The sequence below is a fragment of the Ideonella sp. B508-1 genome, from assembly GCF_000333615.1.
Lineage (GTDB): Bacteria > Pseudomonadota > Gammaproteobacteria > Burkholderiales > Burkholderiaceae_C > Ideonella.
On record NZ_BADL01000585.1, the window covers coordinates 1 to 14233 of the forward strand.

The 14233-nt window shown below is 68.9% G+C and carries 16 protein-coding genes; 3 read left to right on the forward strand and 13 right to left on the reverse strand.

Going from position 1 to position 14233, the window contains the following annotated elements; genetic code table 11:
• From flgK to flgB, 10 genes are all read right to left on the reverse strand, one after another.
• On the reverse strand, positions 1-1832 hold a 1832-nt coding region (gene flgK / locus I73_RS23110; protein ID WP_040501376.1), incomplete at its 3' end, for a flagellar hook-associated protein FlgK.
• Positions 1833-1859: 27 nt separating this feature from the next.
• Positions 1860-2747 (reverse strand): flagellar assembly peptidoglycan hydrolase FlgJ, encoded by an 888-nt coding sequence (gene flgJ, locus I73_RS23115; protein ID WP_022982791.1) that lies wholly within the window; start codon positions 2745-2747, stop codon positions 1860-1862.
• Positions 2747-3877 carry a flagellar basal body P-ring protein FlgI gene (locus I73_RS23120; protein ID WP_022982792.1) on the reverse strand — a complete coding sequence of 377 codons (1131 nt, stop codon included), beginning with the start codon at positions 3875-3877 and terminating at the stop codon, positions 2747-2749. The genes flgJ and I73_RS23120 overlap by 1 nt, the downstream gene beginning before the upstream one ends.
• Positions 3878-3929: 52 nt before the next feature.
• Positions 3930-4649: a flagellar basal body L-ring protein FlgH gene (locus tag I73_RS23125; protein ID WP_022982793.1), complete on the reverse strand. Its 720-nt coding sequence runs from the start codon at positions 4647-4649 to the stop codon at positions 3930-3932.
• 56 nt (positions 4650-4705) lie between these two features.
• Entirely contained in the window at positions 4706-5488 is a 783-nt protein-coding gene (gene flgG / locus I73_RS23130; RefSeq protein WP_022982794.1) for a flagellar basal-body rod protein FlgG, read from the reverse strand.
• A 117-nt stretch (positions 5489-5605) separates the two neighbouring features.
• Complete coding sequence (gene flgF, locus I73_RS23135) at positions 5606-6334, reverse strand: flagellar basal-body rod protein FlgF (RefSeq protein WP_022982795.1); 729 nt, start codon at positions 6332-6334, stop codon at positions 5606-5608.
• Between the two features lie 25 nt (positions 6335-6359).
• A complete protein-coding gene (gene flgE / locus I73_RS23140; RefSeq protein WP_022982796.1) occupies positions 6360-7625 on the reverse strand; it encodes a flagellar hook protein FlgE in 1266 nt (421 codons plus the stop codon).
• Positions 7626-7670: 45 nt separating this feature from the next.
• Positions 7671-8330, reverse strand: coding sequence for a flagellar hook assembly protein FlgD (locus I73_RS23145; RefSeq protein WP_022982797.1), 660 nt, complete (start codon positions 8328-8330; stop codon positions 7671-7673).
• 40 nt (positions 8331-8370) lie between these two features.
• Positions 8371-8817 (reverse strand): flagellar basal body rod protein FlgC, encoded by a 447-nt coding sequence (gene flgC, locus I73_RS23150; protein WP_022982798.1) that lies wholly within the window; start codon positions 8815-8817, stop codon positions 8371-8373.
• A gap of 37 nt (positions 8818-8854) precedes the next feature.
• Positions 8855-9268, reverse strand: a complete 414-nt coding sequence (gene flgB / locus I73_RS23155; protein WP_022982799.1) for a flagellar basal body rod protein FlgB — start codon at positions 9266-9268, stop codon at positions 8855-8857.
• A gap of 196 nt (positions 9269-9464) precedes the next feature.
• Between flgB and flgA the strand changes: the two genes are divergently transcribed.
• The 3 genes from flgA to I73_RS30110 all read left to right on the forward strand — a co-directional run bounded on the left by flgA (position 9465) and on the right by I73_RS30110 (position 11094).
• On the forward strand, positions 9465-10184 hold the full coding sequence (gene flgA / locus I73_RS23160) for a flagellar basal body P-ring formation chaperone FlgA (protein WP_022982800.1): 720 nt from the start codon (positions 9465-9467) through the stop codon (positions 10182-10184).
• Between the two features lie 115 nt (positions 10185-10299).
• On the forward strand, positions 10300-10611 hold the full coding sequence (flgM, locus tag I73_RS23165; protein ID WP_022982801.1) for a flagellar biosynthesis anti-sigma factor FlgM: 312 nt from the start codon (positions 10300-10302) through the stop codon (positions 10609-10611).
• A 90-nt stretch (positions 10612-10701) separates the two neighbouring features.
• Positions 10702-11094, forward strand: coding sequence for a hypothetical protein (locus I73_RS30110; protein ID WP_148289899.1), 393 nt, complete (start codon positions 10702-10704; stop codon positions 11092-11094).
• Positions 11095-11235: 141 nt separating this feature from the next.
• Here I73_RS30110 and I73_RS23175 read toward each other — a convergent pair whose 3' ends face one another.
• The 3 genes from I73_RS23175 to flhF are packed head-to-tail and all read right to left on the reverse strand — an operon-like array spanning position 11236 to position 14167.
• Positions 11236-11949 carry an RNA polymerase sigma factor FliA gene (locus I73_RS23175; protein ID WP_022982803.1) on the reverse strand — a complete coding sequence of 238 codons (714 nt, stop codon included), beginning with the start codon at positions 11947-11949 and terminating at the stop codon, positions 11236-11238.
• Between the two features lie 19 nt (positions 11950-11968).
• On the reverse strand, positions 11969-12751 hold the full coding sequence (locus I73_RS30115) for a flagellar biosynthesis protein (protein WP_022982804.1): 783 nt from the start codon (positions 12749-12751) through the stop codon (positions 11969-11971).
• 24 nt (positions 12752-12775) lie between these two features.
• The gene (gene flhF, locus I73_RS30120) at positions 12776-14167 is read right to left on the reverse strand and encodes a flagellar biosynthesis protein FlhF (protein WP_051049343.1); all 1392 of its coding nucleotides are present in this window, start codon (positions 14165-14167) and stop codon (positions 12776-12778) included.
• Between the last annotated feature and the right edge of the window lie 66 nt (positions 14168-14233).

Below are 14233 nucleotides of genomic sequence, written 5' to 3' on the forward strand. Positions count from 1 at the left end.
GAGGCCAGCGCGGTCTCGGCATCGCTCTGGGATGCCTTGGAGATGGCGGCCGCGGACTTGGCGCTCTGCACCCGCACACCCACATCGGCCATGGTGGCGGCGTAGGCGTCGGTGACGGTGGCACCGCCACCGATGCTGCCGTCGGACATGGTGTAGCGGCCGACGAAGGCCTCGTCGCGCAGCGAGGCCAGGGCCAGCGCATTGCCGTTGTTGCTGGCCGGAAAGGTCGTCTTGGCCACGCTGAGGGTGTCGCCGCTGGCAGGCACCCCGTTGAGCGTCAGCTCGAAGCCGTTGAGGCTGATCGGCTGGCCGGCGGTCCAGGTGCCGGTGCCGCTGCTGGTGACCGTGCCAGCGCTGTCGGTCAGGCTCCAGCTGTAGTGGCCGCTGCCGTCGGTGAAGGACACGTTGGCGGTCAGCGAGGGATTGATGGCCGGATCGGTCACCTTGAGCAGGTTGACCGAGGCGGTGCCGGTGTTGGCGGTGCCCATGGTGGCCGTGACGGGCAGGGCCGCGGCGATGCCGCTCGCATCGTCCAGCGCCCGGGTCATGCCCGCGGCGGCGGCGCCCACAGGCTGCAGGCGGAAGCTGTCGCCCGGCTGCAGATCGGGCGTGCCCACGCTGATCTTGAAGCCGTCCACGGTGGCGCCGTCGTTGACGGTGCGCACCAGCCCGTCGGACAGGCGGGTGAGCTTGTACCGACCGGCCACCCCGCTGCCGTCGGGCCGCAGGTCGTAGTCGCTGGCCTGCAGCTGGGAGGCATCGCTGACGGTGAGATTCACCTTGGCAAGGTAGGCCCCGGCGGCATCGCGTGCATTGTTGCTGTTGGCCTGCGCCACCGGCGCGCCGATGTTGAACAGCGCCGAGCCCACCTGCGGCGGGTCGCGCAGGTCCAGGCCCAGCGATTGAACGCCGTTGACCTTGGAGGCGAAGGCCATCGCCATCTGGCCGATCTGGTTGCGGGCGTCGACCAGGTCGTCGTTCTGGAAGGTCATCAGCCCGGCCATCGAGCCCCCGCCGAGCTGGTCGGCGTTCAGGGCCATGCTCTCGCCCGCCGTGTTGATGGACAGGGCGCTGCGCGAGCTGTCCGCGGGATCGGGGTTGACGATGATCTGGGAGGCCTCGTTGCCCAGCACCAGGCTCTGGCCGCTGCCCACGAAGACGCTGACCGTGCCGTCGGAGGCCTGGAGCGTGGACACGCCCATGATGCCGCTCATCTGCTTGATGAGCTGGTCACGCTGGTCCATCAGGTCGTTGGGCAGCTGGTCCACGCCGTGGTTGGCGGCGATCTGCTGGTTGATCTTGGCCACCTGGGCCGCGTAGCCGTTGAGCGTGGCGGCCTGGGCCTGCAGGTCGGCCGTCACCCCCTGCTGCAGGATGCCGATGCGGTCCGAGGCGGTGCGAAAGCGCGCGGCCACGTCCGAGGCACGGGCCAGCAGCACCTGACGGGCAGAGCTGTCCGCGGGGTTGTTGGACAGGTCCACCGCCGCGTTGAGGAAGTCCCCCAGCGCAAAGCCGATGCCCTGCTCGCCGGCCGGAAAGAGCTTCTCCAGCTGCTGCAGCTGGCTGCTGTGGCTGTCGTCCTTGGCCTGCAGCGCGGCGGCAGCCGTGGCCTGCATGGTCAGGAAGTCGTCGTGGGCCCGGGTGACGTTGGTGACGTTCACGCCCTTGCCAAAGAAGCCGCTGCCGGTGAACTGGCCCGCGGCCGTCTCCAGATTGGCCTGCTGGCGGGAATAGCCCTTGACGTTGGCGTTGGCGATGTTGTGGCCGGTGACATCCAGCGAGGCGGTCGCGGCGGTCATGCCGCGCATCCCGATGCTCATCAAGGAGGACATGCTGTGCTCCGGTCCGGCTCAGGCCGCTCAGGCCTGCAGGCTGCGCTGCAGCCTGAGGGTGGTGTTGATGACGCGGCCCAGCTTGTCGGCGTAGGCCGGGTCAGTGGCATACCCGGCCTTCTGCAGCCCCTGGGCGAAGGCCTGTGCATTGCTGCCGGCGGCCACCACCTTCTGGTAGCGCGGGTTGCTGGCCATCAGCTTGGCGTAGTCGGCGAAGGACTCGGCGTAGCTGCCGTAGGCGCGGAACTTCTGCACCACCTTGCGGGCCACGCCGCCGATGTACTCGGTGGTGGTCACGTCGGTGGTCGGGCCGCTCCAGTTGGCGCCGGCCTTGATGCCGAAGAGGTTGTGCGCCGAGCTGCCGTCGGCGTTGCGGATCTCCTTGCGACCCCAGCCGGTCTCGTGGGCGGCCTGGGCGATCATGAAGGAAGCCGGAATGCCGCTGGCGGCCTCGGCGGCCTGGGCGGCCTCCTGGTGCTGCTGCACGAAGTTGGCCGCGGCCTGCTGGGGCGGGCGCACCGGCGCATCGGGCTTGGCCAGGTCCACCGGGGTGGTGTTGGCGCTGTCGCTCTTGGACGCCATCGGCTGGGTGGCCGCCTGCATCTGCTTTTCCATCTGGCGGGCGATCACGTCGGCCAGGCCGCCCGGCCGGCCAGCCAGCTTGGTGGCCCACTGGCTGTCGAGCATCTCGGCCCCCAGCTTGGAGGCGTCGTTGTCCGCGCCGTCCTCGTTCTTCGTGGCCTCGCGCATGGACTTGAGCAGCTGCTGCATGAACAGCGTCTCGAACTGTTTGGCGGCCTCCTTGGCAACGGCCTTGGGGTCCTTGGTGGCGCGGGTGCGCAGGGCTTCCAGTCCGCGGGCGTCGCCCAGCCCGGCATTGGCGCCGACCAGGGTGGATGGGAGGGCAGCGGCCATCAGATCACCTCCAGCTCGGCTTGCAAGGCCCCGGCGGCCTTCATGGCCTGCAGGATGGCCAGCAGGTCCTGCGGCGTGGCGCCCAGCGAATTCAGGGCCTTGACCACATCGGCCAGCTGGGCTCCGGCGGGCAGTTGCACCAGCGAGCCGCCCTGCTGCTGCACGGTGATGTCGGTCTTCTGCGTGACGGCGGTCTGGCCGTTGGACAGGGGGCCGGGCTGGCTGACCTGCGGGGTCTGGCTGATGGTGACGGTCAGGCTGCCGTGGGCCACGGCGCAAGGCGCCAGCTGCACGGCCTGGTTGAGCACGATGGAGCCGGTGCGCGGGTTGAGCACCACCTTGGCGGCCGGACGCGAGAGCTCCAGCGGCAGGTCTTCGATGTCGGCCAGGAAGGACACGCGCTGGCCCGGATCGAGCGGCACACGCACACGCACCACCCGGCCGTCCAGGGCCTGCGCGGTGCCAGCGCCCTTGGCGGTGTTGATGGCATTGGCCACGGCGCGGGCGGTGCTGAAATCGGCGGCGTTGAGGTCCAGCTGCAGCATGTCGCCCATCTGCAGCGGCGTGGGCACGGCGCGCTCGACCGTGGCGCCCTGGGGCACGCGGCCACCGCTCAAGTGGTTGATCTGGACCTTGGAACCGCCCGAGGAGGCGCCTGCGCCGCCGACGATCAGGTTGCCCTGGGCCACGGCATAGACCTCGCCGTCGGCACCCTTGAGCGGGGTGGCGATCAGGGTGCCGCCGCGCAGGCTCTTGGCATTGCCGACCGAGGAGACGGTGACGTCGATGGTCTGGCCCGGCTGGGCGAAGGGCGGCAGCTCGGAGGTGACCATCACGGCCGCCACGTTCTTGAGCTGCATGTTGGTGCCGGCGGGCACGGTGATGCCCATCTGCTGCAGCATGGACATCAGCCCCTGGGTGGTGAAAGGCACCTGGGTGGTCTGGTCACCGGTACCGTCCAGGCCCACGACCAGGCCGTAGCCGATCAACTGGTTGGAACGCACGCCCTGGATGGCGGCGACCTCCTTGATGCGCTGGGAGGCCAGCGCCGGCAGTCCGGCCGACACCGCTGCCAGCACGATGGCCAGCTGGCCGAGGAAGCGAAGGGTGCGGTGCGGGGTGGTGGTCATGACGTTGCCGGAGAATTCCAGGGAGAGTCCCTGGCAACGATTCTGAAAAACTTTAGATCGGCAGAAGGTTCAAAAAGAATCGGGCCAGCCAGCCTATTCCCTGCGTATCGGCCATCTGACCGTCGCCCTTGTGCTGCACGCGGACGTTGGCGATGCGGGCACTCTGCACCGTGTTGCCCGGCTGGATGGACCGCGGGTCCACCTCGCCGGTGAAGCGCAGGGTGTCCACGTTGTGGTTCACGCCGACCTGCTTCTCGCCGGCGATCAGCAGGTGCCCGTTGGGCAGCACGCCGATCACGCTGGCGGTGATGGTGCCCGAGAAGTCGTTGCTGGTGTCGGTGCTGCCCTTGCCCTCGAAGGTGTTGTTGCTGCTGCCGGTGGCGCCGAGCTTGGTCAGCCAGCTGGGGCTGACCAAGGGCACGGCAGACACCGAGGCGTTGACCGCCCCCTTCTTGCCCAGGGTGCTGGTGGCGCTCTGGCTGGCGCTGACCCGCTCGACGATCTGCACCGTCAGCGTGTCACCCACGTGCCGGGCCCGGTAGTCTTCGAACAGCGGACGGTACTGCGTGGCCTGGTAGATGCCGCCGCTGACACCGGCCTGCGCCGGCTGGACCACCGGCAGCGGCTGCTGGGCTTCCCAGGCCAGGGGGCCGCTGGCGGGAATGGCCGGCGCGGTGGCGGTGGGGAATTGCACTTCGGGCACCGGATAGGGCGTGGTGCAGGCCGCCAGGGCGGCACTGGCCAGCAAGGCCAGGATGAAAGGGGTGCGCATGGGTGTCTCCTCGGCCGGGCCGCTGGCGCGGGCCCAGGCCCGGGTTCGGGGCGTGCTTACAGCTGCGACAGACGCTGCAGCATCTGGTCGGAGGTGGACACGGCCTTGGAATTGAGCTCGTAGGCGCGCTGGGTCTGGATCATCTGCACCAGCTCTTCCACCACGTTGACGTTGCTGGTCTCGACAAAGCCCTGCTGCAGCGCGCCCAGGCCGTTGGACTGCGGTGCGCCGGTGGCCGGTGAGCCGGAAGAGGCAGTCTCGGCGTAGAGGTTCTGGCCCAGTGGGTCCAGGCCCTGCGGGTTGATGAAGCTGGCCGTCTGGAACTGGCCCAGGGACTGCGGCGTGGCCTGGCCAGGCAGCGTGACGCTGACGGTGCCGTCGGCAGCCACGGTCACGCTCTGGGCGTTGGCCGGGACGGTCAGGCCGGGCTGCACCACATAGCCGTTGTTCGTCACGATCTGGCCCTGGTTGTCCAGCTTGAACGAACCGTCCCGGGTGTAGGCGGTGGTGCCGTCGGGCATGGTGATCTGGAAGAAGCCCTTGCCATTGATGGCCATGTCCAGGTTGTTGCCCGTCTGCTGCAGATTGCCCTGCGTGAAGTCGCGCGCGGTGGCCACCGCCCGGGTGCCCAGACCGACCTGCAGGCCGGTGGGCAGCTGGGTCTGGTCGGAGCTGTTGGCGCCGGACTGGCGCAGGTTCTGGTAGATCAGGTCCTCGAACGCCGCGTGCGAGCGCTTGTAGCCAGTGGTGGCCACGTTGGAGAGGTTGTTGGAGATGTGGTCCAGCTGGTTCTGCTGGGCTTCCATCCCGGATTTCGAGATCCAGAGCGATCGGAGCATGTCGGTTCTCCCGTCAAGACGGCGTGTCGCCCATGATGGGCCGAACTGAAGGGCGACCAGCCCAAGAAAAACGGGCCCAAAGGCCCGTGATTCCGAAGGCGGGGCCGGTCAACCGGCTCAGCCCGAGGTGGACAGCAGGCGCGCGGCGGCCTGGTCCTGCTTTTCCGAGGTCTGCAGCAGCTTCATCTGGTCGTCGTACTGGCGCGCAGCCGAGATCATGGCCACCATGGTCTGCACCGGGCTGACGTTGGAGCCTTCGAGCGCACCGTCCTGCAGGCGGGCGGTCGGATCGGCGTCCAGGTCGCCGTTGCCGCCGCGGAAGAGGCCGTCCTCCCCGCGGGTGAGCGCCGACTCCGGCGTCACCAGCTTGATCTTGCCGATCTGCTGCGGCGGCTGGCCCGCCGCCTTGGCGCTGATGGTGCCGTCCGAGGCGATCTGCACGTCCGCTCCATCGGGCACGGTGATGGGGCCGGACTCGCCGACCACCGGCAGGCCCGAGAGCGTGACCAGTTGGCCCTGGGCATCGATGTCCAGCGCGCCGGCCCGGGTGTAGGCCTCGGTGCCGTCCAGGCCCTGCACCGCCATCCAGGCGTTGCCCTTCATCGCCACATCCAGGTTGCGCCCGGTGGCGGTGATGGGCCCCTGGGCGTCGTTGTAGCCCACGGTGGTCTCCAGCGCGTAGACGCGGGTGGAGGCGCCGTCGCCGCGCACCGGCACGGCCCGGAAGGCCGCCAGTTGCTCGCGAAAGCCGGTGGTGGAGACGTTGGCCAGGTTGTGGCTGATGACCTCCTGGCGCTGCATCGCCGCCTTGGCGCCGGTCATCGTCAGGTAGATCATGCGGTCCATGGCTGACTCCTAGGCCCTCAGGGCATCAACGCAGGTTGACCAGGGTCTGCATCACCTGGTCCATGGTCTTGATGGTCTGCGCGTTGGCCTGGTAGTTGCGCTGGGCGGTGATCATGTTCACCAGTTCGCCGGTCAGGTCCACGTTGGAGTCTTCGACGGCGCCGGCCTGCAAGGTGCCCAGGTTGCCCGAACCCGGCACGCCCTTGATCGGGTCGCCCGAGCTGGAGGTCAGGCGCCAGGCATTGCCGCCGATGGGCTGCAGACCCTGCACATTGCGGAAGGTGGCGGTCTCGATCTGGCCAGCGGCCTTGGTCTGGCCATTGGAGTAGCGGGCCAGCAGCACACCGTCATCGCCGATGGTCACGCCGGTGAGCTGCCCGGGCGCGAAGCCGTCCTGGCTCTGGCTGGTCAGCGCGAAGACGGCTCCGTACTGGGTGGACCCGGTGACATCCCAGGTGACCGGATCGATGGCCAGCGTGGCTGCGCCGGACGCGTTGGTCGAGGCGGGAATGCTCAGCGTGGTGGTGGCGGGCGACACCGTCTTGCCGTCCGTCGAGAAGCTCAGCGTCTGGATCGGGGTCGGGTTGCTGTCCGTGCCGCTCAGGGTCTTGCCGTTGGCGGTGGCGTAGACGTTCCAGGTGTCGTCGCCCGTCTTCTGGTAGTAGAAGCTCAGCGAGACCGGCTGGCCCTTGGCGTCATACACCGTCGTCGAGCGCGCCTGGTTGAAGGTGGTCGAGTCGGTGAAGTTGATGCGGGGGCTGGCGGCGGCGCCCGGGTCGGTGACCTTCTCCCGGGAGTCGAGGTTGAACTGGTTGGACACGTTGGTGGTGGCCTGCGGACTGATGCCCGCGGTGGGCAGCTGCATGGCGCTGGTGGCCCCCTGGATCACGTTGCCGTTGGTGTCAGCCCCATAGCCCAGCAGCTTCTGCCCCTGATCGTTGACGATGTAACCCGACTTGTCCAGCTTGAACTGGCCGTTGCGGGAATAGACCGTCTCGCCGGTGGTGGGATCGGTGACCTGGAAGAAGCCGCCGCCGTTGATGGCCACGTCCAGCGAGTTGTCGGTGGCAGTGATGTTGCCCTGGGTGAACTGCTGGGCCACGGTGGCCATCTGCACGCCGATGCCCACCGGTGAGCTACCCGCGCCGGAGAGCGCGTTGGCATAGAGGTCGGCGAACTCGGCGCGCGAACTCTTGGCCCCGACGGTGCTGGCGTTGGCGATGTTGTTGCCGATGACGTCCAGGTTCTTGGACATCACGTTCAGACCGGACAGGCCTTGCTGAAAGCTCATGGGGTTCTCCTAGGGGAAGAGGGGCGGCGGCGTGCGGCCGTGATGTCAGTAATAGGCCCAGACGGCGTCGTAACCGACGCGCTGGCCGTTGTCCAGGTCCAGGGCCAGGGTGGTGCCCAGGTTGCTGACGGCCTGGATGGTCTGGTTCTGCAGGCTCAGGGTGTCCACCGCCTGGCCCTTGGCCGTGGCAGTCACCTTGAAGGTCAGGGCGTCGCCCGCGCGGGAGCTGGGGATGTCCCAGCTGAAGTCGTGCTTGCCGCCCGCCTGGGCGCCCAGGTCGATGGTGTCGATGGTGGTGCCGTCGGCCGCCTGAATCTCGACCTTGACCGAGTCGGCGGCGCTGGAGAGCTCGAAGCCGCCATCGCCCTTGCCGCCCTTCTGCCGCAGCTTGTTGCCCTCGATGGCCACGTCGTGGCCCACCAGGGCGGCGCCCTGCATGGTCTGGATCTGCAGGAACTGCGAGTTCAGGCCCGAGACGGTGCCGTTGAGCTGCTCGATGCCGGTCACCGTGCTGATCTGCGCCATCTGGCTGGTCACCTGGGCGTTGTCCAGCGGGTTGAGCGGATCCTGGTTCTGCATCTGCGTGACCAGCAGCTTGAGAAAGCGGTCCGACTGCTCGGAGGCACTGGTGCTGGTCAGCCCGTTGGTGGACGAGCTGCTGGTGCCCGAGGTCTTGCTGCTGTTGTTGACGGTGTCGACGGCCATGGCGGTCCTTCAGTCGGCGGTGGGGATCAGAACCGAGGCTTCAGCCCTGGCCCATCTGGATGGTCTTGAGCATCAGGCTCTTGGCCGTGTTCATGACCTCGACGTTGTTCTGGTACGAGCGCGAGGAGGAGATCATGTTGACCATCTCCTCGACCGGGTTGACGTTGCTGTAGGTGACGTAGCCCTGGCCGTCGGCCTGCGGGTGGCTGGGGTCGAAGACGCGGCGGCCCGGCGTCTGGTCCTCCACCACGTTGGACACGCGCACGCCGGCACTGGAGATCAGCGGGTTGTCAGCGTCGCCGCGCGCGGCCGCACCGTTGGCATCCATCATCACGGTCTGGAAGACGACCTCGTGGGCCTTGTAGGCCTTGCCGTCGGGCCCGGCCACGGTGTCGGCGTTGGCCAGGTTGGAGGCCACCGTGTTCAGGCGCTGGCTCTGCGCGCTGATGGCGCTGCCGGAAATGTCGAAGACCTTGAACATGCTCATGGGGTCACCTCGTCGTCATTGCTCGCTGTCAGCCGCATCAGCCCTGGTTGGCGCCCTTCATGGCGTCCAGCACGTTCTTGATCTGGCTGTTGAGGAAACGCAGCGTGGCCTCGTACTTCACCGAGTTCTCGGCGAAGCTGGCCCGCTCGCGGTCCATGTCCACGGTGTTGCTGTCCAGGCTGGTCTGGGAGTTGAGGGCGTAGGCCAGGCCGGCCTCGCTGCGTGCCCCCGCGGTGGGCTGGATGTGCCCGGCCTGGGTCACGTTCATCTGCCCGGCCACGGGGGTCGCGCCGGTGGCCTCTTTCAAGGCCTGGGCGAAGTTCATCTCGCGGGCCACATAGCCCGGCGTGTCCGCGTTGGCGATGTTGCTGGCGATCAGGCGCTGGCGCTCGGCGCGCAGGCTCAGGGCCTGGGCTTGGAAGTCCATGCTCTGGGTCAGGCGGTTCAACATGGCCGGCGTCCTCTTCAGACCTTCAGAAATCGGCGGAGGCTCCGAAAACACTTCGGACGCATCCTCGCTGTGCAGCGATTGTGAAAGCCGCCCCGGCCACCGAAGGCCCGAATAGGGGCCGGCTGGCGCCGCATTTCCCGCCACGGCGAGCCCCTGGCCTGCCTACAGTGCCTCCTGTCCATTCAGGAATGCACCCGTGCCCTTGCCTCCTTCCCTGCTCCGCCTGACCGCCGCCGCCCTGTGCGGGCTGGCGGCCCATGCCTGGGCGCAGGAGGCCGAGGTGGCCCCGGAGCTGCGCAACGAGGTCAGCCGTCTGGCCGAGGAAGCCGCCACCCAGCGTGACGGTCAGCAGACCGGACTGCGGGTCAAGGTGGAGGTGGGCCAGCTGGACCCGCGCCTGCACCTGGCGCCCTGCCAGCGCATCCAACCCTATCTGCCCCCCGGCCTGCCGGCCTGGGGTCGCACCCGCATCGGCCTGAAGTGCGTCCAGGGCCCCAAACCCTGGAACATCAGCGTGCCGGTCACGGTGCATGTCTACCGCAATGCCCAGGTGCTGCGCGAGGCCCTGCCCGGCGGTGCCGTGCTGGACGCCGGTCAGCTGATGGAGGCCGAGGTGGACATTGCCGCCGCCCCAGGTGCCGCCGTCCTCGACCCCGCGCAGGCCGTGGGCCGCACCCTGGCCCGCCCGCTGGCGGCCGGGGCCACGCTGCGCGTGAGTGATTTCAAGCCCCGACAGTGGTTTGCCGCCGGCGCCACCGTGCGCGTGGTGGCCAGCGGCCCGGGCTGGTCGGCCTCCACCGAGGGGCAGGCCATGAATCCCGGGATCGAAGGTCAGCTCGTGCGCATCAAGGTCGACAGCGGCAAGCTGCTGGTCGGACGGCCCACCGCCGACGGATGGGTCGAAATCAGCCCATGAATCCCCTCATTTCCGCCGCAAAAATGGCTAAAGTCCTGTCAGAGTCCTCCGAAACAGTTCCCAAGCGGAAGTGGATCATTGGGCTCCGTCACAGCTGGGCCCGCAGGAGAACATCATGAAGATCGGTTCCCCCGAACATCAGGTCGCGGTCAGCACGCTGACCAACGACCGCTCGGCGACCGGGTCGGCCAAGAAGGCCTCGACAACCTCGCCGAGCAGCAGCAGCGACAGCGCCACCGTGGCCCTGTCCAGCGCCGCATCGCAGTTGCGAGACTCGGGCGCCCTGGACGGCACCTTCGACGCCGACAAGGTGGCCCGCATCGCCCAGGCCATCAAAGACGGCAAGTTCCAGATCAACGCGGACAAGATCGCCGACAAGATGATCTCGAACGCGCAGGAACTGCTGAACAACAGCAGCTCCTCCTGACGCTGACCCGGGCCCGCCCGGGACAACGCCGCCGCTTCCACCGTCTGCCTGCCTTGAGGCCGGACCGCTGCCGGCTTCCCGATCATCATGATGACTTCCCCTTCCGAATCCCAGGCCCTGCAGGCTGTGGCCCATCTCGAGGCCACCGTGGCCGAGGTCGAACAACACCTGGCCACCCTGGGCTCGGCCCTGAAGCTGCAGGACGCCGTTGCCGCCGAACAGGCCGCGGCCGAGCTGCACCAGGCCCTGTCCCGTGCCGTGGACCGCTTCAACCAGGCCGCCCGCACCCCCGCCGGCGTTCCCCCCACCCTGCGCCGCCGTCTGGCGCGCACCAGCAGCCAGGTGGCCGCCCAGCGCGATGCCGTGGCCCGCGCCAGCCAGGCGCTGGACCGGGCGTTGGACGTGCTGATCCCCAGTGCCGAGCCGGTGGCCGTCTATGGCGGCACCCCGCGGCGCAGCAGCGGCGGGCTGGCCCAGGCCTGACCTCCCCTCTCTTCGACCGACAGAACGGCCCGCCTCGGCGGGCTTTTTTCATGGTCGGTCGACAGGCCGACAACGAAAAACCCGGCACGCGGCCGGGTTGCAAGATCATCGGGGGGGCGGCCGGCACGGCCGGCCTGCGGTTCACCAGTCGCGCAGCTTGACGCGCAGACGGGCGATGGCCTGGCTGTGGAGCTGGCAGACCCGGGATTCGGTCACTCCGAGCACCGCGGCGATCTCCTTGAGGTTCATGTCGTGCTCGTAGTACATGCTCATGACGTACTGCTCACGCTCGGGCAGCTTCTTGATGGCCTCGATCAGGGCCAAGCGCATGCGCTGGTCCTGCAGCAGGGACAGGGGGTTGCCCTCGTCGTCGGCCACATGGCGGTCCAGGTACTCGTCGCCGCTTTCGTCGCCGGACATGTCTTCCAAGTAGACCAGCTGGGTGCCACGCACCTTGGTCAGGATCTCCTGGTACTCCTCCAGCGGCACGCCCATCTCCTGGGCGATCTCGCTTTCCTGCGGGGCCCGGCCCAGCTTCTGCTCGAGCCGGTGCACCGCGGCCTCGATGTCGCGCTGCTGCTTGCGGTTGCCCCGACTCATCCAGTCGCTGCCACGCAGCTCGTCGAGCATGGCGCCGCGGATGCGCTGGGTGGCGAAGGTCTCGAACTGCACGCCCTGGGCGATGTCGAAGCGGCCCAGCGCATCGTTCAGGCCGATCATGCCGACCTGGATCAGGTCATCGAGCTCGACGTTGGCCGGGAGCTTGGCGATCATCTGGTGGGCCAGGCGGCGCACCAGCGGGCTGTACTGCTTGAGCAAGGTGCCGGAATCGAGGCGACCTGAGGCGGTGTACATGGTGTGGGTCTCCCGTCTTTCAATCCAGGGCCAGGGCCACGCCGCGACCGGCACCTGGTCGGGGCAGGCTCAGTGCGGAATGACCTTCCAGCCCGGTGAGCTGGTTGGCCGCGACGCGTTCGAGTTCGGTGTTCACGGGCGCGGTGATCGGCAGATCGCGGTCCACCGCGGCCCAGCTCCGCAGCACGGCGGAGAGAAAGTTGTCGGCGCAGCTGGCCAGGCGGTCGGCCACGCGCTCGGCGCGGCGAGGCCGCGAGGCCATGCCCACCAGCAGGTCGAAGGCCATCAGGCCGCTGCGCTGCGACAGCAGCTTCATCGCGGCATAGGCCTCGGTCAGGCTCTCGGAGCTCAGCTCGCTCATCAGCACCGGCGCCACCTCGCGCCGCCCCAACAGGCGGCACAGGTCGCGGGCCTCGGCGTGGACGATCACCACGTCGGCTTGCGGCACGCAGTCGGCCACGACCTGCAGCCAGGCTTCGCTGCTGCCCCGGGTGTTGACATGCCGGCGCGGCAGGCCGCGGGCGGCCAGGTAGTGCACGCCGCTGCCCAGCCGCTCGATGCAGCTCGACAGGTCGATGTCCACCAGCTCGTGCGGCTGCGGCGAGCTGTCGGCGGCATCGATGACAAAGACATGGGCCCCCAGCTGGGAGAAGGCCAGGCTCAGACGCTCCATCAGCACGCCGGCGCAGTCCACCTGGCGGTTGGCCGCCACCGGCACGATCTGCTGGCGCGGCGCGGCGAACAGCCGCCGCAACCCGTCGGCCTGGTCACTGCCCATGAACGAAGAGGAAAACGCGGTCATTGACTGCTCCAACCGGCTCTGTCGTCAGAAATGAAGCCCCTGCAGGCCGGCGGCCTGGCGCTGCAGGCCCGAGAGCACCAGCTGCACATCGTTGACGTCCACCCGGTAGGCCGGGCTGCCACCGCCCTTCATGGCACGGTGCAACAGCGCATTGGCCGACAGGCGGTGCCAGTCCTCGGGCACGCGCTGGCCGTTGGCCACGCCCACCACCTTCAGGCGGTGGCGGATCACGGCGTCCAGCGCCGGGGCCAGCTTCACGGCCTCGTCGATCTTGGAGAGGATCACGCCCTTGCACTGGGCAGCGCGCCAGGCGGTGATCACGTCGTCCAGGGTTTCGCCCTGGGCGGCGGCATTGATCACCAGCAGACGCTGGATGGCGCGGTGCGAGAGCATCTCCAGCAGCTCTCGGCAGCGGCTGTCGCGCTGGGCCATGCCGGCGGTGTCGATCAACACCATCTTCTTGCCCGAGAGCAGGTCCAGCAGGTCTTCCAGCGAGGCGCGGTCGTGGGCGGTGTGCACCGGCACGCCCAGGATGCGGCCGTAGGCGCGCAGCTGTTCGTGGGCACCGACCCGGTAGGCGTCCAGGGTGATCAGGCCCAGCTGGTTGGCGCCGTGCGCGGTGGCGAAGGCGGCGGCCAGCTTGGCGGTGGAGGTGGTCTTGCCCACGCCGGTGGAACCGATCAGGGCGTAGACGCCGCCCTTCTCTTCCAGCGCGGGTTCGCGCTCGTCGGTCAGCAGGTTGCGCTCCAGCACCGAAGTGGCCCAGGCCAGTTCGTCGCTGGCGCTGGCCGGCAGGGCCTCCAGCAGCTTGCGGGTCAGGGCCGGGCTGAAGCCGACGTCCATCAGCTTCTGCGAGAGCTGGGCCTGGCGCGGCTCACGCTGCAGCTTTTCCATGAAGGCCAGGGTGCCGAAGCGCTCCTCGATCAGGCCCTTCATGGCGCGCAGCTCGTGCACCATGTCGATCTGCTCGTGGCCGGCCACATCGCTGAGGGTGGGCACCGGCAGCTCGGGCGCCGGGCCGTCGTTGAGGGGGCGGGCCGGGGCGCGGCGCTGCGGGGCAGCGGCGCGGGCAGCCAGGCCGGGCTCGGGCAGCGGCTCGGCAGGGCGCGCAGCCCGGCGGGGCGGCTCATCGTCCACCATCGGGGCGGCCTCACGGGCGGCGGTGGAAGGCTTGTCGCCCTCCAGCGCAGCCTGGCGGCGGCGCAGCATGCGGTCACGCACATAGTCCTGGAAGGACAGCGTGCTCATGGCCATGCGCTCGACGTCCTCGTTCACATCGCCTTCCATTGCCTCGGGCGGCACGCGGTCGGCCAGACGACGCTGGGCCGCGCCGCCGCGATCGGCCTGCTGGCGTTCGGCTCGGGCGGCCAGGCTCTCGCCGCGGCCGGCGCGGGCCGGGGCGGAGGGGCTGGCCACCTTCTCCAGCTGGTTTGACCGCCTCGGGCGCCATGGCCAGCACCTCCACGCCTTCGGCGCAGGCTT

What these genes read in the sequence shown, in the direction of transcription:
- flgJ (WP_022982791.1), bottom strand. Translation starts at nt 2,747, where the DNA reads ATGGCCGCTGCCCTCCCATCCACCCTGGTCGGCGCCAATGCCGGGCTG.
- I73_RS23120 (WP_022982792.1), bottom strand. Translation starts at nt 3,877, where the DNA reads ATGACCACCACCCCGCACCGCACCCTTCGCTTCCTCGGCCAGCTGGCC.
- I73_RS23125 (WP_022982793.1), bottom strand. Translation starts at nt 4,649, where the DNA reads ATGCGCACCCCTTTCATCCTGGCCTTGCTGGCCAGTGCCGCCCTGGCG.
- flgG (WP_022982794.1), bottom strand. Translation starts at nt 5,488, where the DNA reads ATGCTCCGATCGCTCTGGATCTCGAAATCCGGGATGGAAGCCCAGCAG.
- flgF (WP_022982795.1), bottom strand. Translation starts at nt 6,334, where the DNA reads ATGGACCGCATGATCTACCTGACGATGACCGGCGCCAAGGCGGCGATG.
- flgE (WP_022982796.1), bottom strand. Translation starts at nt 7,625, where the DNA reads ATGAGCTTTCAGCAAGGCCTGTCCGGTCTGAACGTGATGTCCAAGAAC.
- I73_RS23145 (WP_022982797.1), bottom strand. Translation starts at nt 8,330, where the DNA reads ATGGCCGTCGACACCGTCAACAACAGCAGCAAGACCTCGGGCACCAGC.
- flgC (WP_022982798.1), bottom strand. Translation starts at nt 8,817, where the DNA reads ATGAGCATGTTCAAGGTCTTCGACATTTCCGGCAGCGCCATCAGCGCG.
- flgB (WP_022982799.1), bottom strand. Translation starts at nt 9,268, where the DNA reads ATGTTGAACCGCCTGACCCAGAGCATGGACTTCCAAGCCCAGGCCCTG.
- flgM (WP_022982801.1), top strand. Translation starts at nt 10,300, where the DNA reads ATGAAGATCGGTTCCCCCGAACATCAGGTCGCGGTCAGCACGCTGACC.
- I73_RS30110 (WP_148289899.1), top strand. Translation starts at nt 10,702, where the DNA reads ATGACTTCCCCTTCCGAATCCCAGGCCCTGCAGGCTGTGGCCCATCTC.
- I73_RS23175 (WP_022982803.1), bottom strand. Translation starts at nt 11,949, where the DNA reads ATGTACACCGCCTCAGGTCGCCTCGATTCCGGCACCTTGCTCAAGCAG.
- I73_RS30115 (WP_022982804.1), bottom strand. Translation starts at nt 12,751, where the DNA reads ATGACCGCGTTTTCCTCTTCGTTCATGGGCAGTGACCAGGCCGACGGG.